The organism is Sinomonas atrocyanea (genome assembly GCF_030812675.1).
GTDB lineage: Bacteria > Actinomycetota > Actinomycetes > Actinomycetales > Micrococcaceae > Sinomonas > Sinomonas atrocyanea_B.
In genome coordinates this window covers 321,471-346,448 of record NZ_JAUSTE010000001.1, presented here as the reverse complement: position 1 = coordinate 346,448, position 24,978 = coordinate 321,471, and the positions used below count along the sequence as shown (strand labels likewise).

Annotated in this window: 22 protein-coding genes; 17 read left to right on the top strand and 5 right to left on the bottom strand. The window is 72.4% G+C overall.

All coding sequences use genetic code 11. From position 1 onward, the window contains the following. Positions 1 to 256 precede the first annotated feature (256 nt). From J2W20_RS01550 to J2W20_RS01540, 3 genes are read left to right on the top strand one after another with little or no spacing between them, the layout of a single operon-like run. Positions 257 to 1,057 (top strand): electron transfer flavoprotein subunit beta/FixA family protein, encoded by an 801-nt coding sequence (locus J2W20_RS01550; protein ID WP_307003975.1) that lies wholly within the window; start codon positions 257 to 259, stop codon positions 1,055 to 1,057. A gap of 12 nt (positions 1,058 to 1,069) precedes the next feature. Next, positions 1,070 to 2,047 carry an electron transfer flavoprotein subunit alpha/FixB family protein gene (locus J2W20_RS01545; protein ID WP_307003974.1) on the top strand — a complete coding sequence of 326 codons (978 nt, stop codon included), beginning with the start codon at positions 1,070 to 1,072 and terminating at the stop codon, positions 2,045 to 2,047. Then, the gene (locus tag J2W20_RS01540) at positions 2,047 to 2,850 is read left to right on the top strand and encodes a PIG-L deacetylase family protein (RefSeq protein WP_307003973.1); all 804 of its coding nucleotides are present in this window, start codon (positions 2,047 to 2,049) and stop codon (positions 2,848 to 2,850) included. Before J2W20_RS01545 ends, J2W20_RS01540 begins: the two co-directional genes overlap by 1 nt. Positions 2,851 to 2,853: 3 nt before the next feature. On the opposite strand, the gene J2W20_RS01535 is transcribed toward J2W20_RS01540, so the two are convergent. Together J2W20_RS01535 and J2W20_RS01530 are read right to left on the bottom strand one after the other, a co-directional pair. Continuing rightward, positions 2,854 to 3,321, bottom strand: coding sequence for a tRNA (cytidine(34)-2'-O)-methyltransferase (locus tag J2W20_RS01535; RefSeq protein ID WP_307003972.1), 468 nt, complete (start codon positions 3,319 to 3,321; stop codon positions 2,854 to 2,856). 46 nt (positions 3,322 to 3,367) lie between these two features. Beyond that, positions 3,368 to 4,321, bottom strand: a complete 954-nt coding sequence (locus J2W20_RS01530) for a J domain-containing protein (protein ID WP_307003971.1) — start codon at positions 4,319 to 4,321, stop codon at positions 3,368 to 3,370. Positions 4,322 to 4,393: 72 nt separating this feature from the next. On the opposite strand from J2W20_RS01530, the gene J2W20_RS01525 reads away from it, so the two are divergent. Then, positions 4,394 to 5,347: a diacylglycerol/lipid kinase family protein gene (locus J2W20_RS01525; protein ID WP_307003970.1), complete on the top strand. Its 954-nt coding sequence runs from the start codon at positions 4,394 to 4,396 to the stop codon at positions 5,345 to 5,347. Here J2W20_RS01525 and J2W20_RS01520 read toward each other — a convergent pair. Continuing rightward, a complete protein-coding gene (locus J2W20_RS01520; protein WP_307003969.1) occupies positions 5,322 to 5,753 on the bottom strand; it encodes a hypothetical protein in 432 nt (143 codons plus the stop codon). The two genes, J2W20_RS01525 and J2W20_RS01520, sit on opposite strands and share 26 nt — an antisense overlap. A 92-nt stretch (positions 5,754 to 5,845) precedes the next feature. Here J2W20_RS01520 and J2W20_RS01515 point away from each other — a divergent pair, with 92 nt between their 5' ends. Both J2W20_RS01515 and J2W20_RS01510 read left to right on the top strand, forming a co-directional pair. Then, complete coding sequence (locus J2W20_RS01515; RefSeq protein WP_307003967.1) at positions 5,846 to 6,532, top strand: helix-turn-helix transcriptional regulator; 687 nt, start codon at positions 5,846 to 5,848, stop codon at positions 6,530 to 6,532. Between the two features lie 85 nt (positions 6,533 to 6,617). After that, positions 6,618 to 7,859, top strand: a complete 1,242-nt coding sequence (locus J2W20_RS01510) for a cysteine desulfurase family protein (protein WP_307003965.1) — start codon at positions 6,618 to 6,620, stop codon at positions 7,857 to 7,859. Between the two features lie 374 nt (positions 7,860 to 8,233). Here J2W20_RS01510 and J2W20_RS01505 read toward each other — a convergent pair whose 3' ends face one another. Then, positions 8,234 to 9,484 (bottom strand): NAD(P)/FAD-dependent oxidoreductase, encoded by a 1,251-nt coding sequence (locus tag J2W20_RS01505; RefSeq protein WP_307003963.1) that lies wholly within the window; start codon positions 9,482 to 9,484, stop codon positions 8,234 to 8,236. A gap of 61 nt (positions 9,485 to 9,545) precedes the next feature. On the opposite strand from J2W20_RS01505, the gene mnmA reads away from it, so the two are divergent. From mnmA to J2W20_RS01465, 8 genes are all read left to right on the top strand, one after another. Beyond that, positions 9,546 to 10,694: a tRNA 2-thiouridine(34) synthase MnmA gene (gene mnmA, locus J2W20_RS01500; protein ID WP_307003962.1), complete on the top strand. Its 1,149-nt coding sequence runs from the start codon at positions 9,546 to 9,548 to the stop codon at positions 10,692 to 10,694. Positions 10,695 to 10,843: 149 nt separating this feature from the next. Further along, a complete protein-coding gene (locus tag J2W20_RS01495) occupies positions 10,844 to 12,040 on the top strand; it encodes a hypothetical protein (protein ID WP_307003960.1) in 1,197 nt (398 codons plus the stop codon). Positions 12,041 to 12,273: 233 nt separating this feature from the next. Continuing rightward, complete coding sequence (locus J2W20_RS01490) at positions 12,274 to 13,905, top strand: ABC transporter substrate-binding protein (protein ID WP_307003958.1); 1,632 nt, start codon at positions 12,274 to 12,276, stop codon at positions 13,903 to 13,905. Positions 13,906 to 13,988: 83 nt separating this feature from the next. Continuing rightward, on the top strand, positions 13,989 to 15,077 hold the full coding sequence (locus tag J2W20_RS01485; RefSeq protein WP_307003957.1) for an ABC transporter permease: 1,089 nt from the start codon (positions 13,989 to 13,991) through the stop codon (positions 15,075 to 15,077). Continuing rightward, positions 15,077 to 16,108 carry an ABC transporter permease gene (locus tag J2W20_RS01480; protein WP_307003955.1) on the top strand — a complete coding sequence of 344 codons (1,032 nt, stop codon included), beginning with the start codon at positions 15,077 to 15,079 and terminating at the stop codon, positions 16,106 to 16,108. The genes J2W20_RS01485 and J2W20_RS01480 overlap by 1 nt, the downstream gene beginning before the upstream one ends. Next, on the top strand, positions 16,105 to 17,799 hold the full coding sequence (locus J2W20_RS01475) for a dipeptide ABC transporter ATP-binding protein (RefSeq protein ID WP_307003954.1): 1,695 nt from the start codon (positions 16,105 to 16,107) through the stop codon (positions 17,797 to 17,799). The genes J2W20_RS01480 and J2W20_RS01475 overlap by 4 nt, the downstream gene beginning before the upstream one ends. A 111-nt stretch (positions 17,800 to 17,910) precedes the next feature. Next, positions 17,911 to 18,327 (top strand): chorismate mutase, encoded by a 417-nt coding sequence (locus tag J2W20_RS01470; RefSeq protein WP_307003953.1) that lies wholly within the window; start codon positions 17,911 to 17,913, stop codon positions 18,325 to 18,327. After that, complete coding sequence (locus J2W20_RS01465) at positions 18,324 to 19,340, top strand: hypothetical protein (RefSeq protein WP_307003952.1); 1,017 nt, start codon at positions 18,324 to 18,326, stop codon at positions 19,338 to 19,340. The genes J2W20_RS01470 and J2W20_RS01465 overlap by 4 nt, the downstream gene beginning before the upstream one ends. 16 nt (positions 19,341 to 19,356) lie before the next feature. Here J2W20_RS01465 and J2W20_RS01460 read toward each other — a convergent pair whose 3' ends face one another. Next, positions 19,357 to 20,244 (bottom strand): cytochrome c oxidase assembly protein, encoded by an 888-nt coding sequence (locus tag J2W20_RS01460; RefSeq protein ID WP_307003950.1) that lies wholly within the window; start codon positions 20,242 to 20,244, stop codon positions 19,357 to 19,359. A gap of 164 nt (positions 20,245 to 20,408) precedes the next feature. On the opposite strand from J2W20_RS01460, the gene mtrA reads away from it, so the two are divergent. Genes mtrA through J2W20_RS01445 form a run of 3 tightly spaced genes read left to right on the top strand, consistent with a single transcriptional unit; the run spans position 20,409 to position 24,869 of the window. Beyond that, positions 20,409 to 21,083 carry an MtrAB system response regulator MtrA gene (gene mtrA / locus J2W20_RS01455; RefSeq protein WP_307003949.1) on the top strand — a complete coding sequence of 225 codons (675 nt, stop codon included), beginning with the start codon at positions 20,409 to 20,411 and terminating at the stop codon, positions 21,081 to 21,083. A 34-nt stretch (positions 21,084 to 21,117) separates the two neighbouring features. Continuing rightward, a complete protein-coding gene (gene mtrB / locus J2W20_RS01450) occupies positions 21,118 to 23,154 on the top strand; it encodes an MtrAB system histidine kinase MtrB (protein WP_307003948.1) in 2,037 nt (678 codons plus the stop codon). Further along, on the top strand, positions 23,154 to 24,869 hold the full coding sequence (locus J2W20_RS01445; RefSeq protein WP_307003947.1) for an LpqB family beta-propeller domain-containing protein: 1,716 nt from the start codon (positions 23,154 to 23,156) through the stop codon (positions 24,867 to 24,869). Before mtrB ends, J2W20_RS01445 begins: the two co-directional genes overlap by 1 nt. The last annotated feature ends 109 nt before the right edge of the window (positions 24,870 to 24,978 follow it).

Here is a 24,978-nt window from a genome sequence, read left to right as displayed (position 1 = left end):
CCCGAACCCCCACGACGGCGCGTCCCGGCACTGAGCCGGGACGCGCCGTCGGCCGTCGGGGGAGGACGGTTCCCCCGGCTGCGGGGGGACACAGACCCGGGCGGGGGCAGCGGATTCGGCGGCGCGTGTGATTAGCTAGGGCGTGCCCGGCATGCACGCCGCGCGCGGCGCGCTCGCGCCCGCGGGCGCTCCGGGCGCACCTGCCGCGGACGGTCCCCGCCCGCGGCACGTACGCGAGCATGGAAGGCCTTGGACCGTGGGAGACACCCTCAAGATCGTCGTGCTGGTCAAGCACGTCCCTGATGCGCAATTCGACCGTCACATCGGCCCTGGGCGCACCCTCGACCGCTCCGAGAGCATCCTCTCCGAGCTGGACGAGTACGCCCTCGAGGCCGCGCTGCAGCTCACGGACGCCCGCGGCGGCGACAAGGGCGGCAACGAGGTTGTCGCGCTGACCATGGGCGGCCCGGATGCCGCCAACGCGCTCAAGAAGGCCCTGCAGATCGGCGCCAGCTCGGGGGTGCACCTCAGCGACGAGGCGCTCGCGGGCTCGGACGCGTGGGCCACCTCCCTCGCCCTGGCTGCCGCGGTCCGCACCCTCGGTGACGTGGACCTCGTCATCACGGGCATGGCCTCGACCGACGGCGAGACGTCCCTCGTGCCCGCCCAGCTCGCCGAGCGCCTGGGCCTGCCCCAGCTGACCTTCGCGTCCTCGCTCGAGGTCTCGGGGAGCACCGTGACGATCCAGCGCGACGGCGACGGCGTGACTGAGACCGTCGAGGCCGAGCTGCCAGCCCTCGTCTCCGTCACCGACCAGGCCAACGAGCCGCGCTACCCCAACTTCAAGGGGATCCTCGCGGCCAAGAAGAAGAAGATCGCCACGCTCTCGCTCGCCGAGGTCGGGCTCGACGCCGGCCAGGTCGGCGCCGCGGGGTCCCTCACCGCCGTGGAGTCGGCCCAGCCGCGCCCGCCGCGCGCCGCCGGCACGATCATCACGGACGAGGGCGACGCGGGCGTCAAGCTCGTCGACTTCCTGGCCGCGCAGAAGCTCATCTGAGGGAGAACGCACATGACTGAATCGAATGTCCTGGTGGTCCTCGACGGCGTCGGGGAGTCCCTGAAGAAGTCCCAGCTCGAGCTCCTCTCCGCCGGGCGCCTCCTCGGCACGGTGTCCGTGGCCGCGACCGCCGCCGCCGGGGAGGCCCTCCTCGCCGAGCTGCGCGAGAACGGTGCGGCCGCCGCGTACGTCCCCGAGGGGGCCGACCTGTCCGGGTACCTCGTCGGGCCCACCGCCGCGTGGCTCTCCGAGGTCGTCTCGGCCTCGGAGGCGCAGGGCCGGCCGGTGGGCACCGTGCTGCTCGACAACTCGCCGGCCGGCCGGGAGACCGCGGCCCGGCTGGGCGTCCGGCTCGGCGCCGGCGTGATCACCGACGTCGTGGGCCTCGAGCCCGACGGCACGGCCCACAAGTCCGTCCTCGCGGGCTCCTACGAGGACCGCGCCCGGGCCACCAGCCCCGTCTCGGTCCTGACGCTCAAGGCCAACCTCGACCTCGGGGCCCCCGGCACGCCGTCCCCCGGTGAGGCCGCCGTCACCCCGGTGGCCGTGCCCGCGGACGCGCTCGCGCGCTCCGCGCGCGTCACGGCCCGGGCCGCGAAGGCCAGCTCGGGCCGCCCGGACCTCACCGAGGCCCGCGTCGTCGTGGCCGGCGGCCGCGGGACCGACGGCGACTTCGGGCCCGTGGAGGAGCTGGCCGACGCCCTCGGCGGCGCGGTCGGCGCCTCGCGTGCCGCCGCCGACGCAGGGTGGGTGAGCCACGACCTGCAGGTCGGCCAGACGGGCAAGACCGTCTCGCCGCAGCTGTACATCTCCGCAGGCATCTCCGGGGCCGTGCAGCAGAAGGCGGGCATGCAGACCGCCAAGGTCATCGTGGCCGTCAACTCCGACCCCGAGTCGCCCGTCTTCGAGATCGCCGACTTCGGCGTGGTCGGCGACCTGTTCGAGGTGCTGCCGCAGGCGACCGCCGAGATCAAGCGGCGCCGCGGCTGATGGCCCCTGTCGAGACGACCGGGGCCGCGCGCGGCGGCGCAGGGAAGGCGGGGCCGTTCGACCCGTCGCGCCACCGGGTGCGCCGGGTCGTCGCGTTCGGCGCCCACCCGGACGACCTCGACTTCGGCGTCTCCGGCACCGTCGCGGCCTGGACGGCGGCGGGGGTCGAGGTGCACTACTGCATCATGACCGACGGCGACGCGGGCGGCTTCGAGCCCGAGCACCGCGCGGGCATCGTGGCGATGCGCCACGAGGAGCAGCGCGGCGCGGCCGCCCTCGTCGGCGTCACCGACGTGCACTTCCTCGGCTACCGGGACGGCTACCTCGAGCCCACGCACGAGGTGATGCGGGACGTCGTCGAGCTCGTGCGGCGGGTGCGCCCCGACGTCGTGCTCGCGATGCATCCCGAGCGGAACTGGGACCGGATCCAGAAGTCCCACCCGGACCACCTGGCGTGCGGCGAGGCGGTCACGCGCGCGGTGTACCCGGCGCTCGAGAACCCCTACGCGTACCCCGAGCTCGCCGAGGCGGGACTTGACGCCTACCGGCTGCCCTGGCTGTGGCTGTACGCGGGGCCCGCGGAGCGCACCAACCACTGCACGGACGTGAGCGGCTTCGTGGACACGAAGATCGCCGCCCTCCAGATCCACATCAGCCAGCATCCCGACGTGGCGGCGATGGAGGAGTCGGTCCGCTCGCGCATGCGCGCGTCGGCGCTCGAGGCCGGCCTGCCCGCGGGCGCGTCGGCCGAGGAGTTCCACGTGGTCTCCGTCAACAACCCGGAGACGATCGCGGGCTTCTGAGGCTCAGAGCTGGGCGCCCGCGAACCCGTTCTGCCGCCACGCCTCGTAGACGGCGATCGACGCGGAGTTGGCGAGGTTGAGCGAGCGCCGCGACGGGAGCATCGGCAGCCGGACGCGGGCCGTCACCCGGGGATCGTCGAGCACCTCCTGGGGCAGGCCCACGGACTCGGGGCCGAAGAAGAGCACGTCGCCCGGAGCGTAGGCCACGTCCGCGAATGGGGTGTCCCCGTGCGAGGTGAACGCGAAGACCCGCGCGGGCAGCACCGCCGCGAACGCGTCCTCGAGCGTCGCATGGACGGTGACGTGGGCGAGGTCGTGGTAGTCGAGGCCCGCGCGGCGCAGGTTCGCGTCCTCGAAGTTGAACCCGAGCGGCTCGACGAGGTGCAGGTGCGAGCCGGTCACGGCGGAGAGCCGGATGGCGTTGCCGGTGTTGCCCGGGATCTCGGGGGTGTAGAAGAGGATGCGGAACACGCCCTCCATCCTAGGCGCGCCCGGGGCGCGGCCCGTCCAGGGACGGTCAGTGCAGGCCCGTGAGCAGCCGGGCGAGGGCCGGGACGAGGACCACGTTGGGCTGCGGGCCGGATGAGAGGAAGAACGTGAGCTCGCGGACGAACTTGGAGGCATTCAGCGGCTCGACGAGCCCGCCGGCGCCGCGGCGGACGTCGATGACGGGCTCGTGGGGGTTCTCGTCGGGGGTCTGGACGAGGATGAAGCCCTGGACGTTGAGCTCGCCGAACACCTCCTGGAAGTCGCGCACCTGCTCGGCGAGCCGCGGCGGGGCGACGGCCCTGGCGCCGTGGACCAGGTGCGCGCCGTCCCATGCGTAGTTCCCCCGCGGCACGAGCATCGAGTCGACGAGGGCGAGCCGGTAGCCGGCGAGGACGGCGTGCGCCACGTGGGAGGCGTCCCGGGGGGAGCGCAGCCCGTTGAGCAGCCGTGCCGAGGGGATCGTTCCCAGCATGCGGCGGCGGATGAGGGCCGCCGTGCGCTCCTCGCGCTGGATCCGCGCCTCAGCGCCGAACAGGCCGCGCCGGCGCGGCGCGCCGTGCTCCGGCCGCGCGGCGACCGCCGCCGGAAGGAGCGGTGCCGTGCCCGGCTCGAACGGCGGGACGTAGACCGCCGGCTCGGCGGCGGGGTTGCGCTGGCCCGACGTCCTCGGCGCGGGCCGCGCAGTGAAGCCGCTGGCAGGGGACCCGGCCGGGGCGGACGACGCCGTGCCGGCACCTGCCGCTGCGCGGCCGGCCTCGCGCTGGGGCGAGGACGTGAAGTAGCTGCGGTCGTAGGCCTCGCGGGCGCGGGGGTCCGAGAGGACCTCGAAGGCGAGGGTGACCCGGCGGAACTCGCCGACGTCGCCGCCGTGGTCGGGGTGGTGGGCGCGCGCGGCGCGGCGGTAGGCGCGCCGGATCTCGGCTTCGCCCGCGGTGACCGGCACGCCGAGTACCTCGTAGTGGGACGGCACGTGCGCGGGCATGGGTCCATCGTAGGGGCGCGGGCTGCGCACGCCGTCCCGGCCCGCGCCGGGAGCCCTGCGATAATCGCGCACATGCCCCTCCCCGAGGACTCTCCCGCCAGGATCACCCTCGCCGTGAACCCGGCGGCGCACGCCGGGCTGGGGGACCGCCGCGGCCGCGAGGCGGCGGCCGCCCTGCGCTCCCGCGGGGTGGCGGTGACCGAACTGCGCCGGGGGAGCGCCTCCGAGCTCGCGGCGGCCGTCGCGGAGGCGCTGCCGGACTCCGACGCGGTAGTTGCGGTGGGCGGCGACGGTGTGGTCAACCTCGTCGCGAATGTGCTCGCGGGCACGGGTGTGCCCCTCGGGGTGGTCCCGGCGGGGACCGGGAACGACGTCGCGCGCCTGCTGGGAGTGCCGCTCGACTCGGTGGCAGGCGCCGTCGAGGCGCTGCTCGCGGCCCTCGAGGCGGGCCCGCGCCACCTCGACCTCGGGCGCATCGAGTGGCCGGGCGGCCAGCGGCACTATGTCGCGGTGGCCTCGGCGGGCTTCGACGCGCGGGTCAACGAGCGCGCCAATGCCTGGCGCTGGCCGCGCGGCCGGGCCAGGTACGTCCTTGCCGTGCTGCGCGAACTCGTCTCGTTCCGGCCCATCCTGTTCGAGCTGGCCGCCGACGGCGCGGCCGGCAGCCGGCGGGCCATGCTCGTCTCGGTGGCCAACGGGCCCTCGCTCGGCGGCGGGATGCTCGTGGCCCCGGCGGCCCGGGCGGACGACGGCGCGCTCGACCTCCTGGTGGTCGGTCCCCTGTCCGTGCCCGCCTTCCTCGAGGTCTTTCCGAAGGTCTTCCGGGGAGCACACGTGGGGCACCCGGCGGTCGAGCTGAGCACGGTGCGGAACGTGCGGCTGGGCGCGCCGGGGATGGTGGTGTACGCGGACGGGGAGCGGGTCGCCGCCGGGGCCGTGGACATCAGTGTGGTCCCACGGGCACTGGCTGTCCTCGCGGCCCCGACGGCGGACCCGGCGGTCAGGCCCGGCGGGCGAGCCGGCTGAGGGCCAGCGCCCCGACGAGCAGTCCGAAGTCCCGCAGGGCCACGTCGAAGCCGTGCCCGAGCAGGAGGAGGTTGACGATGATGCCGGCGAGCCAGAGGGCGACGACCAGCGAACCCCAGCGCGGGGACCAGGCCACGAGCAGGCCCGCGACGATCTCGACCACGCCCACGATGTGCATGAAGGTCTGGGCGCTGAGGGGGACGATCGCGGTGGCGGCCGGGGCGAGATAGCCCGGCCAGTAGGTGAGGACGTTGAAGAACTTGTCGAGCCCGAACAGGATCGGGGCGACGACGTAGAGGGTGCGGAGCATGAGGTACGCCTGGTCCGCGCGGGCGAGCGATCGCACGCGGCTCCTGCTGCCGAATCCGCGCAGGTGGCCGTGGTGCGGGGCTGAGGTGGCTGACATGGCCTTCTCCTTCGTTATAAATGGTGATTCGAATTTTAGAACCGGGCGCGTTCTAAAACAATGGATCTCCTTTTTGGATGTAGGATGGCCGTATGGCAGGACCCACGTGGCGCCAGCGGCTCGGCGCCCTGGCAGCGCTCGGCGAGGACCGGCGTCGTGCGCTCTACCTCTACGTGCGCGGTGCGGGCCGCCCCGTGGGCCGGGACGAGGCCGCCGACGCCCTGGGCCTCTCCCGCGCGGCGGCGGCGGCGCACCTGGACCGGCTCGTGGACGACGGCGTCCTGTCCGCCACGTTCGCCAAGCCGTCCGAGCGCCGCGGCCCCGGGTCCGGACGTCCCTCCAAGTTCTACGTGGCGACCCTCACCGAGATCGTCGCCGCGGTGCCCGAGCGCTCGTACGAGCTGGCCGGTGACCTCCTCGCCGCGGCGGCCGAGAGGTCGATGGCCGCCGGCACCCCGATGGCCCAGGCGCTCGCGGCCGTGGGGCGGGAGGCAGGGGAGGCGCTCGGGGCCGAGCACGGCAGCATCGGTGCCGTCCTCGATGCCACGGGCTACGACCCCGTTCCGGGCGCTGCGGGATCCATCGAGCTGGGCAACTGCCCCTTCCACCGGCTCTCCCGCGGCCACCGCGACGTGGTGTGCAGCCTCAATGGCGCGCTGCTCTCCGGTGCGCTCGACGGGTGCGGGGACGCCGACCACTCGGTCGAGGCGGTCGAGCCGGCAGAGCCCGGAGCGGGCGGGCACGCGTGCTGCGCCCGGATCGTCCCCCGCACCCCATGACGCCGCGCTGACGCCCGGCGCCGGCTGGCGTGGGAAGGCCCCTGCTCAGGCGGCGCACCGCGCAGGCGGCGCCTACAGTGGAGAGGTGCCTGTCTACCTCGACCACGCGGCCACCACGCCCGTGACTCCCGCAGCGCTGGCGGCCTACACGGGCCAGATCGCCCGCGGCGGCAACCCATCCTCCCTCCACGCCGTGGGGCAGGCCGCCCGCCGCGTGCTCGAGGACGCCCGCGAGTCGCTGGCCGGCTCCCTCGGGGCCCACCCGACCGAGATCGTCTTCACCTCCGGAGGGACCGAGTCGGACAACCTCGCGCTCAAGGGCCTGTACTGGGCCCGGCGCGCCGAGGACCCGCGGCGTCGGCGGATCCTGTGTTCGAGCGTGGAGCACCACGCCGTGGCGGACACCGTCGAATGGCTCGAGGCGCATGAGGGCGCGGAGGCCGTGTGGCTGCCGTGCGACCGGGACGGCGTCACGAGCCTCGACGCGCTCCGCACCGAGCTCGAGAGGGATCCCGGGTCCGTGGCGCTCGTGGCGCTCATGTGGGCCAACAACGAGGTGGGCACCGTCCAGCCGGTCCAGGAGGCCGCCCGCCTCGCCGCGGCCCACGGCGTGCCCGTCCACTCCGACGCCGTCCAGGCGTTCGGGCACCTGCCCGTGGACTTCGCTGCCTCCGGGCTGGCCACCGTCGCGGTGAGCGGCCACAAGCTCGGCGCCCCCGTGGGGATCGGAGCGCTCGCGGTCCGCCGTGACGCCGCTCCCACGCCGCTCCTGCACGGCGGCGGCCAGCAGCGCGGCCTCCGCTCGGGCACGCTTGACGCCGCCGGCGCCGCCGCATTCGCGGTTGCCGCGCACGAGGCCGTCGCCCGCCTCCCCGAGGAGGCCCGCCGCCTCGCGGGGCTGCGCGACAGGCTGCTGGCGGGAATCGCGCGCGAGGTGCCCGGCGCCGTCGTGAGCGGGCCCCCGACCGGGAGCCGCCCCGACGGAGACGGCCTCCGCACGAGGCTCCCCGGAATCGCGCACCTGACCTTCCCCGGGTGCGAGGGCGACTCGCTGCTGTTCCTGCTCGACATGGCGGGGATCGCCACGTCCACGGGCTCTGCCTGCACGGCCGGGGTCCCGCGGCCCTCCCACGTCCTGCTCGCCATGGGGCGCCCGGAGGAGGAGGCCCGCGGATCGCAGCGGTTCAGCCTCGGCTGGAACTCGACAGAGGCCGATGTCGACGCCCTCCTCAAGGCCATCGGTCCCGCCGTGGAGCAGGCCCGGGCCGCGGGCATGGCCGGGCACGAGAGCCGCATCGAGACGGCAAGCACCCGCGCCCGCCGCTGACCCTCCTTCTGGGAGTCACCTCCTGAAAACCACCTTCTGGGGGTCACCTCCTGAAGGTCATCCTCTGGGGGTCATCTTCTGGGGGTCATCTTCTGGGGGTCACCTCCGGCGAGCGCTCGCCGTGGCGAGCCGGGCGGCCGACGGCGAGTGGCGGCGTCGTGCGCGTTCCCCACCGTCCGCTGGCCCGCCACCGCCGGCAACGATCGCCCTCGGGGGCCGGAACTGCCCTGCCTTCAGGCCCCCGCGGGCCGACACGCCGTCAGCAGAGCCGACACGCCGGACCGGGCGGCAGAAAGCCGGTCGGATTCGTCCGACCCGCAAGAGGCGACTCCCAGGAGGTGACCCCCAGGAGGTGACCCCCAGAGCGAAGGGGGCTAGGTCGCGGCGAGTTCGGCGAGCGGGACGGACGGGTCCGCGAGGCGGCGCGGATCGAGGCGGGCCCGCGAGGCGATGAGGGCCTTGATGGCCTTCTGCTGCCGCGGGACGTTGACGTTCATCCCGCCCACGAGGGCCCCGTCGCGCACCCACAGGGCCACGAAGCCCTCCTTGGCCGCCTCCGCGGTCGCGATCGAGCCCCGCAGCACAAGCTGGGCGCCGTGCACGAGCTGCCAGTAGCCCGAGTACTCCATGCTGAGCCCCGCCTGGTCCGTGTAGAAGTACGGGGCGAGGTCCAGCGCGGCCTCCTGGCCCAGCATCGCCCGCGCCGCGACCTTCCCGCCGTTGAGCGCATTGGACCAGTGCTCGCTGCGCACATGCTCGCCCGTGAACGGCTGGAGCGAGCTCGCCACGTCGCCCGCGGCGTAGACGTCCGGTGTTCGGGTGCGCAGCGACGCGTCGGTGAGGATGCCGTTGCGCACCGGGATGCGGGCCTCCTCGGCCAAATGGGTTTCCGGCTCCACGCCGACGGCCACCACCACTGTCTCCGCCGCGATCCGCTCGCCGGTGTTCAGCACCACCGCGGCCACCCCCTCGCCGTGGGGGGAGCGGATGAACTCCACCGGATGGCAGCCGAGCCGGAAGGCCACGCCCTCGGCCTCGAGGGCACGCCGGAACACGTCCCCGAGGGCCGGCTCGAGCTGCCGGAGCACGGTGGTGTGGCGGCCCAGCACGGTGACCTCGTTCCCGTACTCCCGCGCCGCCGCCGCGACCTCGAGGCCGATCCACCCCGTGCCGACCACGGCCACGCGCCGGTCCCCGCCGGAGAGGGCGCTGCGCAGCGCGAGCGAGTCCTCGAACCGGCGCAGGCTGTGGACGCCCTCGAGCTCAGCCCCCGGGACGTCGAGCCGGCGCGGCTGGGCGCCGGTGGCGATGAGCAGCTTCGAATACGGCAGGAGGGCGTCGCTCTCGAGCCGGACCATGCGGGCTGCCGGGATGATCTGGACGGCCCGTTCACCCAGCAGCAGCTCGACGTCGTTCTCGTCGTACCACTGCCGCGGATTGACCTCGAGCTCTGCCTCGGTCCCGCTGCCCTTGAGGAACTCCTTCGACAGCGGGGGACGCAGGTAGGGGGCGCGCCGCTCCCCGGCCACAATCCGCACGGGGCCGCCGTAGCCTTCCTGGCGCAGCGTCTTCGCCGCGCTCCCCGCCGCGAGGCCCCCGCCGGCGATGACGATCGGATGCTCCATGTGCCCTCCCTGCCGCCGAGGATCGGGGCGGCCGGGCCGCCCCCGACGCTAGAATAGACCGGTGCGAGTTCTGGCAGCCATGAGCGGGGGAGTGGATTCGGCCGTCGCCGCCGCCCGCGCCGTCGAGGCGGGGCACGACGTCGTCGGGGTCCATCTGGCCCTCAACCGCATGCCGGGGACCCTGCGCACCGGCTCCCGCGGCTGCTGCACGATCGAGGACTCCAACGACGCGTGGCGGGCCTGCGACAGGCTCGGCATCCCGTTCTACGTCTGGGACTTCTCCGAGCGGTTCAAGGCAGACGTCGTGGACGACTTCGTGGCCGAGTACGCCGCGGGCCGCACCCCGAATCCCTGCATGCGCTGCAACGAGCGGATCAAGTTCGCCGCCCTGCTCGAGAAGGCCCTGGCCCTCGGCTTCGACGCCGTCTGCACGGGCCACTACGCCAAGGTCGTCCGGACCGCGGACGGCAGCCCGGAGCTGCATCGGGCCGCCGACTGGGCCAAGGACCAGTCCTACGTGCTCGGGGTCCTCACCGCCGAGCAGCTGGAGCACTGCCTCTTCCCGCTCGCGGACACCCCGAGCAAGGCCGAGGTCCGCGAGGAGGCGGCCCGGCGCGGCCTCTCCGTCGCGAAGAAGCCGGACAGCCACGACATCTGCTTCATCTCCGACGGCGACACGCGCGGCTGGCTCGCGGAGCAGATCGAGATGGAGCCCGGCGACATCGTCGACGAGACTGGCGCCAAGGTCGGCGAGCACACCGGTGCGAACGCCTTCACCGTGGGGCAGCGCCGGGGACTGCGGCTGGGCCGCCCGGCACCGGACGGGAAGCCGCGCTTCGTCCTCGAGATCCGGCCCAAGGACGCCACGGTCGTGGTGGGGCCCGAGAAGCTCCTCGCGGTCGAGCGGATCCGCGGGATCCGCCTCTCGTGGGCGGGCCTGCCGCCGGCCGGCGCCGAGGCCGGCGAGGAGTTCGTCTGCGAGGCCCAGGTCCGGGCGCACGGCGATCCGGTGCCGGCCCGCGCCCGGCTCGAACCGGCCGATGCGGCCGGGGAGGCGGCCGACGGCATGCCGGGCCCGGTCCTCCAGGTCACCCTCGACGCACCCCTCCGCGGGGTGGCACCCGGGCAGACGGTGGTCCTGTACCAGGGCACCCGCGTCCTCGGCCAGGCCACCATCGACACCGCGTGCGCGCTGGACCGCGTGGGCTGACGCCCCTCGGCGGCGCCCTGCGCTGCCTCGGCGGCGTCTGGGCCGAGGTGCCGGCGCTGTTCGCCCGCCGTACACCTGCGCGACGCCCCTCCTGCACCTGGGCCGGCTAGCCTGCCGCTGTCCGGCCACCCCGCAGAGGAAGAAGCGCCATGCCCGCCCAGAATGACCGTCCGCGCGCTGCCCAGCCCCACGCTGCCCGTCCTGAGGCTGCCCGTCCGCAGACCCGCCGGCGCGGCCGCCTCGCAGGAGCAGCGGCAGCCGTCGCCCTGGCAGCCGTCGCCGCGGCGGCCCTGCCCTCGGCAGCCCTCGCCGCACCGGGCCTCGCCCCCGTGGCCTCGGCCGTCCCGACGTCCGCCCCCGTGGCCTCGGCCGCCTCGGCCGGCGACGCCACGCCGATCGCCGGAACCAAGCCCGCGTTCAGCTTCGCCGTCATCGGCGACACCCCCTACGGCGCGGCCGCGGCAGCGCACTTCCCCTCCCAGGTCGCCCAGCTGAACGCCGACACCTCGCTCGACTTCGTGATCCACGTCGGCGACATCAAGAACGGCTCCACGGTGTGCTCGGACGAGTACTTCGCCCAGATCCGGGCTGACTTCGACGCGTTCACGCATCCGCTCGTGTACACGCCCGGCGACAACGAGTGGACCGACTGCCACCGGGCCAACAACGGCGCCTACAACCCGTTCGAGCGACTCGCGAAGATCCGCGAGGTGTTCTTCAGCACCCCGGGCAAGACCCTCGGCGCGACCATGCCGGTGACGAGCCAGGCCGCCCTCGGCGTGCCCGAGAACGTGTCCTTCACGAAGAACCGGGTGTCCTTCGCGGCGATCAACGTCCCCGGCAGCAACAACTCCTCCCAGCCGTGGACCGGCCTCGGCAAGACCGCCGAGACTCCGGAGCAGGCCGCGGAGGTGCGCTCCCGCACGGCGGCGGACATCGCCGAGGTCAGGCAGACCTTCGCCCAGGCGAAGCAGCGCCACGACCGCACGGTGGTGATCTCCCAGCAGGCGGACATGTTCGACCCGACCTACACGCCGACGCCCCAGGACATCAGCGCCTTCACGCCGCTCGTGCAGGCCCTCGTGGACGAGGCCTCGGCCTTCGACGGCGAGGTGTATCTGTTCAACGGCGACAGCCACGTCTACAACAGCGACCGACCGCTCGCCTCCGGCTCCACCTGGCTTGCGCGCTACGGGGTCAAGGGCTCGGCCGACAACCTGACCCGCATCACGGTCGACGGCTCCTCGCACGCGACCGACTACCTCAAGGTGGACGTCGCCGCCGACGGCGACGCCGGGAAGGGCCGCCCCGTGCTCAGCTGGCAGCGCGTCCCCTTCACGCAGTAGGGGGAGGCACCCGACCGCGGACGACGGCGCGCGGCGAGTTCCGCCGTCGTCCGCGGCGCGCCGGAGGAGCCACGGGCGGCAAAGGTCACTGTTAGGTCTCGATTGATTCAAACAAGTCCTTCACTTCACGGAATTAGTGATTGAATCGATGGCATCAGGACTGTGCCTTGGGTCACGCCCGCGCGTGCCCGCGTGGGGAGGGCACGGCCACTTTCGACAAGAAAAGGTCATTGATGTCTCAGACCAGATTTGCCGTGCGGAGCGCGATCGCGCTCGCCGGCGTCACCCTGCTCACGCTCACGGCGTGCACCGGGCCTTCCGGAGGATCCTCCTCGAACAGCTCAGCCTCGAGTGGGCCCATCACGGTCGGCACCACCGACAAGGTCACCTTCCTCGATCCGGCAGGGTCCTACGACAACGGGTCGTTCATGGTCATGAACCAGATCTACCCCTTCCTGCTCAACTCCAAGCCGGGCAGCGCCGAGCCGCAGCCGGACATCGCGGAGTCGGCCTCGTTCACCTCGCCGACCGAGTACACGGTCAAGCTCAAGAGCGGGCTCAAGTGGGCCAATGGCGACACGCTTGATTCCGCCGACGTGAAGTTCTCCTTCGACCGGCAGGTCAAGATCAACGACCCCAACGGCCCCGCCTCGCTCCTCGACAACCTCGCGAGCGTGGACGCCAAGGACGCCACGACGGTCGTGTTCCACCTCAAGAAGGGCAACGACCAGACCTTCCCGCAGGTGCTCACCGGCCCCGTCGGGCCGATCGTCGACCACAACGTCTTCCCGGCCGACAAGGTCATGAACGACGAGGACATCATCTCGAAGAAGGCCTTCGCCGGCCCGTACACGATCTCCTCGTACCAGAAGAACCAGCTTGTGTCCTTCAAGGCGAACCCTGACTACAAGGGCCTCCTCGGCAAGCCGGCCACGGACACGGTCAACCTCAAGTACTACTCGGACTCGAACAACCTCAAGCTCGATGTCCAGCAGGGCAACATCGACGTGGCCTGGCGCTCCCTCGCCGCGACGGACGTCGACAGCCTCGCCAAGGACAACAAGGTCGCCATCCACAAGGGCCCCGGCGGCGAGATCCGCTACATCGTGTTCAACTTCGACACGATGCCCTTCGGCGCCAAGACTCCCCAGGCCGACCCCGCCAAGTCCCTGGCCGTCCGCCAGGCCATGGCGGACCTCGTGGACCGCGACGCGATCGCGTCCCAGGTCTACAAGGGCACCTACAGCCCGCTGTACTCCTACGTCCCGGACGGCTTCCTCGGGGCCACGACCCCGCTCAAGTCGATGTACGGCGACGGCAACGGCAAGCCCAGCGCGGACAAGGCCAAGAAGGCCCTCACCGACGCCGGCATCACGAGCCCGGTGACGCTGAACCTGCAGTACAACCCGGACCACTACGGCAAGTCCTCGGGCGACGAGTACGCGTTGGTCAAGCAGCAGCTCGAGGCCGGCGGCCTGTTCAAGGTCAACCTCCAGTCCACCGAGTGGGTCACCTACTCCAAGGACCGCACCAAGGACGTGTACCCGATGTACCAGCTCGGGTGGTTCCCGGACTTCTCCGACCCGGACAACTACCTCACGCCGTTCTTCACCGAGAACAACTTCCTGAAGAACCACTACAGCAACACGACCGTCCAGGACCTCATCTCCAAGGAGGCCACCAACCCGGACAAGAGCTCGCGCTCGCAGCAGCTCGGGCAGATCCAGGACGACGTCGCCAAGGACCTCTCGACCCTGCCGCTGCTGCAGGGCTCGCAGGTCGCCGTGTCCGGGACGAGCGTCAAGGGCGTCGACTCGACGCTCGACCCGTCCTTCAAGTTCCGCCTCGGCGTCCTGAGCAAGTAGCCGGCACGGACCACAGCTAGACCAACGCGGCGGCGGGATGCACAACCGGCATCCCGCCGCCGCGGTGCGGAGGAACCCCCACCATGACTGCATTCACCGAGGCGCCCCCAGAAGCCGCGGGTGTCCCAGAGCCCGTCGCCAAAACCAAGGGCGGCGGCCTCCTGACCTACCTGATGATCCGCTTCCTGCTGATCATCCCGACCATCCTCATCCTCGTGACCATGGTCTTCTTCCTCATGAGGATCACAGGAGACCCCATCACCGCCGCGCTCGGCGGCCGCCTCCCGGCGGACCAGCTCCAGCAGCGCATCCACGAGGCCGGCTACGACCGGCCGATCATGGTCCAGTACTTCGAGTACCTGGGCCAGATCTTCACCGGCAACTTCGGCCGCACGATCTCCGACAACCGCGCCGTGACGGACATGCTCGCGACGTTCGGCTCCGCGACGCTCGAGCTGGCGATCAACGCCGTCGTCGTCGCCCTCATCGTCGGCATCCCCCTGGGCATGGTTGCCGCGCACCGGCGGGACAAGGGCTCCGACGCCGTGCTCCGGGTCCTCGCGATCCTGTTCTACGCCACGCCGGTCTTCTTCGCCGGGCTCCTGCTCAAGCTCGTCTTCGGCGTCTGGCTCGGCTGGACGCCCATCGCCGGGCGGGCGACGACGACGACCGAGCTCGCGCTCACCCAGCTGTCGGCCCCCACCGGCATCTACTGGCTCGACGCGCTCCGGAGCGGCAACATGGCCGCCTTCTGGGACGTCGAGCAGCACGCGATCCTCCCGGGCCTCGCCCTCGGGCTCCTCACGGCCGGCGTGTTCCTGCGGCTCGTGCGGACCAACCTCATCGGCACCCTCGGCAAGGACTACGTCGAGGCCGGCCGCTCGCGGGGCGTGAGCGAGTTCCGGCTCGTCACCAAGCACGCCTACAAGCCGGCGCTCATCCCCATCATCACCGTGATGGGCCTGCAGATCGCCCTCCTGCTCGGCGGCGCGGTCCTCACCGAGACGACCTTCGAGTGGAAGGGCCTCGGCTTCCAGCTGGCGCAGTACCTGACCGCCCGTGACTTCGTCGCGGTGCAGGGCATCGTCGTGCTCCTGGCGGTGATCGTCGCGGTGACCAACTTCATCGTGGACGTCATCGCTGCCCTCATCGACCCGAGAGTGAGGTACTGATGACGGCCCCCACCCCGACCCCTTCCTCCGCCGCAGAGGCACCGCAGATCGAGCGCAAGGACCCGCTCTGGACCAGGATCCCCGTTCTGGCCCAGGTGCGGATGAGCGTGGGCGTCCAGCGCACCATGCTCATCGCGGGCCTGGTCCTCACCGGCATCTTCCTCCTCTGCGCGGCCTTCGCGCCGCTCATCGCCCCCTACGGCTACTCGCAGCTGGCCGATGCCGGCGGCAACTTCCCCACCCAGGACCCGCCCAGTGCCAAGCACCTCTGGGGCACCACGGTCGGCGGCTTCGACGTGTTCTCGCGCGTGGTGTGGGGCACCCAGACCGCGATCCTCGTGATCATCGTCGCCGTCATCCTCTCGATCTTCCTCGGCGTCGCCCTCGGCCTCGTGTCCGGGTACATCGGCGGGTGGCTCGACAGGATCCTCGTGGTCGTCGCCGACGCCGTGTACGCGTTCCCCTCGCTGCTCGTGGCGATCGTCATGTCGATCGTCATCAGCCACGGCCAGTCCAGCCTGTGGGGCGGCATCATGGCAGCCGCGATCTCGATCACGGTCGTGTTCATCCCGCAGTACTTCCGCGTGGTGCGCGCCGAGGCGATCCGCCTCAAGGCCGAGCCGTTCGTGGAGTCCGCCAAGGTGATCGGCGCCTCGAGCACGAGGATCATGGCGCGGCATGTGTTCCGGAACGCGACCCGCAGCATCCCGCTGATCTTCACGCTCAACGCCTCGGAGGCCATCCTGACCCTCGCGGGCCTGGGCTTCCTCGGGTTCGGCATCGAGCCCACGAGCGCCGCCGAGTGGGGCTACGACCTGAGCAAGGCGACGTCCGACGTGACGGCGGGGATCTGGTGGACCGGAGTCTTCCCCGGCCTCGCCATCGTCCTGACGGTCCTCGGCCTGACCCTCGTCGGCGAGAGCATGAACGACCTCGCCGACGCGCGGATCCGCACCCGCGGAAAGAAGAAGAGCGCGGCCAAGGGCGCCAAGAGCGCCGCTCCCGCCGTCTCGGAAGGAAGCCCAGCATGAGTGAGCAGCTCGACGTGGCACCCGCGGCCACGGTCCTGGACATCGACGACCTCGAGGTGACGTTCGCCACCGACGCAGGGGCCGTCAACGCGGTGCGCGGCGTCAGCCTCGACGTCCGCGCCGGCGAGGTCGTCGCCGTCGTCGGCGAATCCGGCTCGGGCAAGACCGTCACGGCCAAGACCATCCTCGGCCTCCTCCCCGAGACCGCGACGAGCTCCGGCGCGGTCGTGATCAACGGGCACAACGTGGTCAGCCTCAGCGCGGGCAAGCTCCGCGAACTGCGGGGCCGCGACGTGGCGATGGTGTTCCAGGAGCCCTCCACGGCGCTCAACCCCGTCTTCACGGTCGGCTGGCAGATCGCCGAGGGCATCCGCGCGCACCACGGCCGCGACGGGAAGAAGGTCACGAGGAAGGAGGCCAAGGAGCGGGCGGTCGAGGCCCTGCGCAAGGTCGGCATCCCCGACCCGGAGAAGCGGGTCGACTACTACCCGCACCAGTTCTCGGGCGGCCAGAAGCAGCGGGTGGTCATCGCGGCAGCGCTCGCGCTCGACCCCGAGCTCATCGTGGCCGACGAGCCGACGACGGCGCTCGACGTCACCGTCCAGGCCGAGATCCTCGAGCTCCTGCGCGACCTGCGGGACCTCTACGGGACCTCGATCGTGCTCATCACCCACAATATGGGCGTCGTGGCCGACCTGGCGGACCGCGTCGTGGTGATGTACCAGGGCGAGGTGGTCGAGGAGGCGCCGGTGCGCACGCTCTTCGCCAGCCCGCGCGAGGACTACACGCGCCGCCTGCTCGACGCCGTGCCGCACCTCGGGCGGGAATCGGCCTCCGAGGGCGCGACCGAGCGCCTGCGGCAGGACGGAGAGGTCCTCGTCGAGGCCAAGGGGCTCGACATCACCTATCCCGGCCGCCTCGGCACCCCGCCGTTCCGCGCCGTCCAGGACGTGTCCTTCACGGTGCGCGCCGGCGAGGTGTTCGGGCTCGTCGGGGAGTCCGGGTCGGGCAAGACGACGATCGGCCGGGCGATCGCCGGGCTCAACCGGGCCACGGGCGGGAGCCTGAAGGTCCTCGGGCACGAGATGGTCGGGTTCAAGGAGCGGGCCTTCAAGCCCGTCCGCAAGGACATCGGCTTCGTGTTCCAGGACCCGGCGGCCTCCTTCAACCCGCAGCTCACCATCGGCGAGTGCATCGCGGAACCGCTGATCGTCCATCTGGACCTCGATTCCGCGCAGGTGCGGCGCCGCGTGGGCGAGCTGCTCGAGTCAGTGCAGCTGCCGGCGGCCTACGCCGCCCGCTACCCGCACGAGCTCTCCGGCGGCCAGCGCCAGCGGGCCTCCCTCGCCCGAGCCCTCGCCCTCGAGCCGAAGCTGCTGGTCGCGGACGAGCCCACCTCGGCCCTCGACGTGTCGGTGCAGGCGAAGGTCCTCGAGCTGTTCCGCGAGATCCAGGCCGAACTGGGCTTCGCGGCGCTGTTCATCAGCCACGACCTCGCCGTGGTGGACCAGCTCAGCCACTGGGTCGGCGTGCTGTACAAGGGGCGCATGGTCGAGCAGGGGATCGGCAGCCAGGTCATGGGTGCCCCCCAGCACGACTACACGAAGCGGCTCATCGCCTCGCTCCCGGTTCCGGACCCCGTGGAGCAGGCCGAGCGGCGCCGCGTGCACCGGGCCCTCCTCGAGAGCTGAACCGGCCGGAGCGACCTCCGGCACGGCCTGCGGCCCCCCACCCGGACACGGGCGGGGGGCCGCTCCCGTCACGGGAACGGGCCGTCGGCGCCGCCCCATAGACTGGGCAGCATGACCGAGCAGCGACCTGACACCGACGTCGAGATGACAGCGACCCCGCCGAAGTACGACCCGAGCGCCAGTTCGCTGACGGGCCACGTCGACCCCGCCGTGATGGCAGAGCTCCTCTCGATCCGGTCGAGCATCGACAACTTCGATGCGACCCTCGTGTACCTGCTGGCCGAGCGCTTCAAGGTGACCCAGCGGGTCGGGTTCCTCAAGGCCCAGCACCACCTGCCGCCGGCAGACCCGGACCGCGAGGCCGCCCAGATCGCCCGCCTCCGCCGCCTGGCCGAGGAGGCACAGCTCGACCCGGCCTTCGCCGAGAAGTTCCTGAACTTCATCATCAGCGAGGTCATCCGGCACCATCAGGCGATCGCCGAGGACCACGGCCAGGGCACCCCGGGCCAGGCGCCCGCGGACGCGTGACCGGCCAGGTCACCGCCACGGCCCTCGGCGACTGGCCGGGCACCGATCCGCTCGAGGCAGCGAAAGCGATCCGCGGCGAACTCGGTGCGCCCCACCTGCCCGTCCTGGCCGAACTTCCGGACCGCGGCGTCGGCTCCGACCCGGTCGGCCGGACGGCGTCGATCCTCGCCGACCTGCACGCCGACGTCCAGCCCCACGGCTGGCGCCTCGTGCCCCAGCCCGGGCTCGATGCGGCCCGCGCGGCCTCCGCCCTGTCCACGGACCTGAACGTCCTCGCGGACGTGGCGGGGGACGAGGAGAGCAGCGCGGATGCACTCCACGTGCGCGTGCTGGGCCCGCTGAGCCTCATGGCGGGCCTCTACCTGCCCTCCGGCGAACGCGTCCTCGTCGACCACGGCGCCCGGCGGGACGTCGCGCAGTCCCTCGCCGCAGGGCTCGCCCCGTTCCTCGACCGCGTCGGACGCGCGGTTCCCGGGGCGCGCCTCACCGTGCAGCTGGACGAGCCGGACGCAGCCCGCGTCCTGGCTGGGCTCCTGCCGACGGCCAGCGGCTACCGGACACTGCGGTCGGTGCCCGCGGAGGAGGCCCGCCTCGCCTGGGGCTGGGCCGCCGAGGCGCTGCACGCGGCGGGCGCGGAGGCCGTCGTCGTGAATCTCGCGGCGTGGGAGGCGCCGATCGGGCGGGTGCTGGACGCCGGCGCCGACGCCGTGTCGCTGCCGGTCGCGGACCTGACGGTGCCGCAGTGGGAGGAGCTGGCCGGCGCCGTCGAGGCGGGCGCGGGAGTGTGGCTCGGAGCCGTCCCGCACGACGCCGCGGCCCGGCCCCGCACCCGCGAGCTCGCCGAGCGCGTCCTGCGGCCGTGGCGCCAGCTCGGCCTCCCGCTCTCCGCGCTCGACGCGGTCCGGCTCACCCCCGTGGCCGGCCTCGCAGCCCTCAGGCCCGCCGAGGCGACCGCGCTCCTGACCGCCACGGTCAAGGCCGCCGACGCGGTGAACCAGATCGCCCTCGGCTGAGCCCTCCGGGAGCCGCTCAGCCGTTCCCGCGGCGCAGGTGCTCCTCGGCGAGGGCGTCCATCTCCTCGTCGGTGAGCTGGTCGAAGGACCTCGCCTCCCGGCGGTCGCTGCGCGAGAAGCGCACGAACATGAGGATGATGACCGGGATGTCGACCGCCTCGGCGATGAACCACAGGAGGTCGCCGGCGAGCTGCTGGTCCCGCAGCGGGGTCGGGAACCAGGCGGGCGCGCCGGCCGGCCACGCCGAGACGCCGTCGAGCACGGCGGGTGCCAGGCGGAGGAAGATCCCCGGGATCGCGTCCGCGAGGAGCTCGATGAAGACGTAGACGAACTCCAGGACGATGAACGCGCTGGAGCGCTCGAACGACTCGGCCTCGGTCAGCGGCAGCGCGAGGACGAGGCCGACGAGGGGCACGAGGACGCTCAGGGCCCCGCTCACCACCGGCTGCGAACGGTAGATCGCCAGCAGCGGGGTGAGGAACGTGCCGAAGAGCACCATCCCGATGATCGGGGCGACGAAGGCGTTGCCGAGGATCCTCACGGCCCGGCTCTGCATGAGGCTGCCGAGCCGTGCCCGCCCCGACTCGCCGAGCGCAGCCTGTGCGAGGCCCACGGGGCGTCCGAGCCCCGCGAAGAGCGGGACGACGAAGAACATGAGCGCGATCTTCAGCGTGAACGCCCAGCGCAGCGAGGACCCGTACGCGCCGGTGAACCCGCACGCGAGCACGAGGTACGCCCCGAGGCCGAGCACGTAGAAGCACAGTGCGCGCCACAGCGGCCACGCGATCCCGCGGCGCCGTGCCCTGGCCATGCCGACCCCGTACAGCGCCCCGGCTGCGAGCGCCAGGAGGGCCGCCGCGGGATCGAGCACGAACGAGGCGAGCACAGTGGTCAGGGGAGGCACAGGGCGCAGCCTAGTGGGCTTCGCTGGGACGGCGCTGGAAACGCCGGTGCCGCCCCGGCGACGGGCGCGGCGGCCGCGCCGCCTAGAATGGACCAAACGCATGCCCGGGCCCTGAACGGCCCGGAGGGAACGCGAGATCGCGCAGTTGGGGGAGAGTGGAAGGCATGAAGGCACGCATTCTGGTCGTCGACGACGACGAGGCCCTGGCCGAGATGATCGGCATCGTCCTGCGCAACGACGGGTTCGATCCCGTCTTCTGCGCGGACGGCGCCCAGGCCCCCGACGTGTTCCGGGCCCAGAAGCCGGACCTCATCCTCCTCGACCTCATGCTGCCGGGGCTCGACGGGATCGAGGTGTGCCGGCAGATCCGCTCGGAGTCGGACGTGCCGATCGTCATGCTCACGGCGAAGTCGGACACCTCGGACGTGGTGCGGGGCCTCGAGTCGGGCGCGGACGACTACGTGCCCAAGCCCTTCAAGCCGGCCGAACTCGTGGCCCGGGTCCGCGCGCGGCTGCGCCCGGGCGAGACCAAGGCGCCCGAGACGCTGCGCATCGGCGAAGTCACGATCGACGTCGCCGGGCACACCGTCCGGCGCGGCGACGAGTACATCTCCCTGACCCCGCTCGAGTTCGACCTCCTTGTGGCGCTCGCGCGCAAGCCCTGGCAGGTCTTCACCCGCGAGCTGCTGCTCGAGCAGGTGTGGGGCTACCGCCACGCCGCGGACACGAGGCTCGTCAACGTCCACGTCCAGCGCCTGCGCTCGAAGATCGAGCGCGACCCCGAGGCCCCCGAGGTGATCCTCACCGTGCGCGGCGTCGGGTACAAGGCCGGGAGCTAGCACAGGGCACGCACCGCGCGCCGGATCGAGACCGATGGACATCGAGCAGGACCACCGCACACCGCCCGGGACGCAGCAGACGCCCGGCGCGGAGCGTGGTGCTGCCCAGGGCCCGGCCGCGGGCGGGACCGATTCCCCGGCCGGGGAAGCACCCCGGGACCGCACGCCCGCCGGGGAACCGGCTCAGGCCGGCGCGGCCCGGTCCGGCTCGCGGCTGCGCCTGGCCCGCGGACTCGCCCGCCGCTGGGCGACGCGGCGCAAGGTGGGGGACAGGGCGCGGATCACGGCCAAGCGCGCCCGCGTCCTCGGCATCCGCGCGTTCCGCGCCGGGGTCCGGGGGCTGCGCAACATCGGGCCAGCCATCCTCGCGGCGAGGGGAGGGTTCGCCCGCCGCTGGCGGCGGTCCCTCCAGTTCCGCACGGTGCTCGTCACGCTCCTGCTGACGTTCGTCTCCTTCCTGGCGGTCGGCGCCTACCTGTCGAACCAGATCGCCAACAACCTCTTCCAGGAGCGCCTCGCACAGGCGGAGGTGCAGACCCGCCAGTCGGTCCAGCAGGTCCAGGAGACGTTCGACGGCGCCCAGGTCACCGACCAGCAGGGCGTGCTCAAGCTGGTCAACGACACTCTCAACCAGCTCGAGAACCGGGAATCCGGCACGCCGCGGCAGTACGTGTTCCTGGCCGTGCCGAACCAGGACCAGCCGCGCAACCGTTGGGTCGACTCGCGCGCCTCCTACCTGCGGACGGAGAACGACATCCCGCAGACCCTGCGGGACGCCGTCCAGCACTCCCAGCAGGAGCAGTACTGGCAGTCCATCCCGCTGACCGTGGACAACCGCGTCCACCCGGCCATCGCGGTGGGCAACAAGGTCAGCTTCGGCGGGACCGTGTACGAGCTGTACCTCATCTACGACATCGAGACCGCCCAGCAGACCCTCGACGACATGCAGAACGTGCTGTGGTTCGGCGGCATCTTCCTGCTCCTGCTCATCGGCGCGATCACGTGGATCGTGACCCGGGGCGTCGTGTCCCCGGTGAGCCATGCCGCGGCCGTGTCGGAGAAGCTCGCCTCCGGCCAGCTCGAGGAGCGCATGGCCGTCGAGGGCGAGGACGAGGTGGCGCGCCTCGGCGCGTCGTTCAACCACATGGCCGCGAACCTGCAGGAGCAGATCACGGCCCTCGCGAACCTCTCCCGCATGCAGCAGCGGTTCGTCTCCGACGTCAGCCACGAGCTCCGTACCCCGCTGACCACGGTGCGGATGGCCGCCGAGGTGCTCTACGACGCGCGGGACACGTTCAACCCGGTCACGAAGCGCTCCGCCGAGCTGCTCTACAACCAGGTGGAGCGGTTCCAGGCCCTGCTGAACGACCTGCTCGAGATCTCCCGGTTCGATGCGGGCGCCGCGGTGCTCGACGCCGAGCCGCAGGACCTGGTCCTGGTGGTCCGCACCGTCATCGAGACCGCGGCGCCGATCGCCGCGGCCTGCGGCTCCGAGGTGCGCCTCTATACGCGCTCTCCCAGCATCGTCGTCGAGATGGACGGCCGGCGGATCGAGCGCGTCCTGCGCAACCTGCTGCTCAACGCCCTCGAGCACGGCGAGGGACGCCCCGTGGAGATCTTCGTCGCCGCGAACGCCGATTCCGTCGGGGTGTCCGTGCGGGACCACGGCATCGGCATGTCCCCGTCGGAGGCTGCCCGCGTCTTCGACCGCTTCTGGCGCGCGGACCCGGCCCGCGCCCGCACCACCGGCGGCTCCGGGCTGGGCCTCTCCATCGCCACCGAGGACGTCAAGCTGCACAACGGCTGGCTGCAGGCGTGGGGAAAGCCCGGTCAGGGCTCGTGCTTCCGCCTGACGCTTCCGCTGCGCGCGGGCCAGGAGATCGCCGAGTCCCCGGTCGCGCTCCAGCCTGCCGACGGCGACGTGGTGCTGGTCGAGGAGCAGTCGACGCGCGGCGTCGTGCTCGGCTCGTTCCGCGCCTCGGGCGGCGCGGCCGCGGACGACGGCGGGACCCAGCCGTCGTCCGACGCGCCGCCACCGGGCGGGGCCGCCACGGAAGGGGAACAGCGGTGATGCGCCGTTCGATTCCGGCCGCGGTCCTCGCGGCCCTGCTCGCGCTTGCCACGCTGGCGGGGTGTGCCCAGATCCCCACGACCGGCACGGTCGGCAAGAGCCGCGACAGTGCCGTGACCCTCGGCAATGCGCCCCAGATCATCCCGCCCGGCCCCCGCGACGGGGCCAGCCCGCAGGCCATGATCGACGGGTTCTTCAACGCCGGCAGCGGCTACCAGAACGACTTCACGGTGGCGCGGCAGTTCCTCGCCCCCGCGCAGGCGGTGTCGTGGAAGCCCAGCGACCGGACCCTCGTCTACCGCGGCAGCGCGACCGTGGTGGCGACGGGGAAGGAGAACCAGTACCGCTACGAATTCGACCTCGCGTACTCGGTGGACTCGCAGGGCATCACGACCCCGTTCCCGCCGGGCACCAAGGAGCACATCGACGTCACCCTCTCGCAGGTGGACGGCCAGTGGCGCCTGTCCAACCTGCCGGACGGCACGGCCATCCCCGAGGAGACGTTCAAGGCGCTCTACAGGCCCTTCTCCCTGTACTTCTACGACCCCTCCTTCACGACCCTCGTGCCCGACGTGCGCTGGTTCATCGACAATTCCGGGGTCGCGAAGTCGCTCGTGAGCGCCCTCATCGCGGGACCGGCGCCCTATCTGCGCTCCGCGGTCGCGAGCGCGTTCCCGCAGGGGATCCGGCTCGAACGCGAGTCGGTGCCGATCGTGGACAACACCGCCCAGGTCGACCTGACGCCGGAGCTCCGGGATGCCTCGTTCACGGACCGGCAGCGCATGCGCTACCAGCTGGTGCGGACCTTCTCGGGGATCAGCTCCGTCGTGGATGTGACACTGCGGTCGAACCAGGCCGATGTGACCCTCGAGGACCCGACCACGGGCAAATCGGTCCCCGAGCCCATCGTGGACCCCAAGGTCCCCGCTTGGCAGGTGGGCATTGCCGGCGGCGAGCTCGTCCAGTACGCCAGCCGCCAGGCCACCAGGATCGACGGGCTGCGCAGCGTCGCCCCGCTCGCGCCCCACGATCCCGCCGCGTCCGCCTCGCAGCATGTCTACGCCTTCCTCAGCGAGAAGGGCCTCTATTCCATCGTGCAGAACCAGGCGCCCCGGCTCCTCGACTCGCGGACCCGCTTCAGCCCGCCCTCGATCGACCCCTTCGACTGGGTGTGGACGGCCGGCCCGGGCAGCGGCGGGGCGACCGAGGCGGTCGCCTACAAGCCAGCCGGGGTCGCCGAGGGAGCGCCCGTGCCCAAGGCGGCGCTGACGGCACCATGGCTCGCGGGCCGCACGGTCGAGGACCTGCGCGTCTCGCGGGACGGCACCCGCGCCCTCGTCCTCTCGAGCCAGGGAGACTCCACGGCGCTCCAGGTCGCCGGCGTGCAGCGGGCCGCCGACGGCACGCCGCGCGAGCTCTCCACGCCCATCACGCTGTCGACGACCGAGAAGAGCCCCCGCCGGGCCGTCTGGGTCGACGACACCACGATCCTCGTCTCCGGGGTGTCCGCGAACGATCCGGTGGCCCCCGAGCTGGTCTCCCTCAAGGGCGGAGACCCCCGGCAGCTCCCGCAGCTGCCGGGGATCGAGGCGATCTCGGCCGGCAACGGCGACCAGGAGATCTACGCCCAGACGCCGGCCGGGGTCTTCGCCCTCGTCCGGACCACGTGGACGGAACTGGGCAAGGGCGTCGAGGGCCTCTCCTTCGCCGGATAGCGGGGGCCGCCGCCGGATGGCGCAGCGCACCGCCGTCCACATGCAGGCCCCGACGCTGGCTCCCGGACACGCCGCCGGGCAAAGCTGGGGGCATGCATCCTGCCGATCG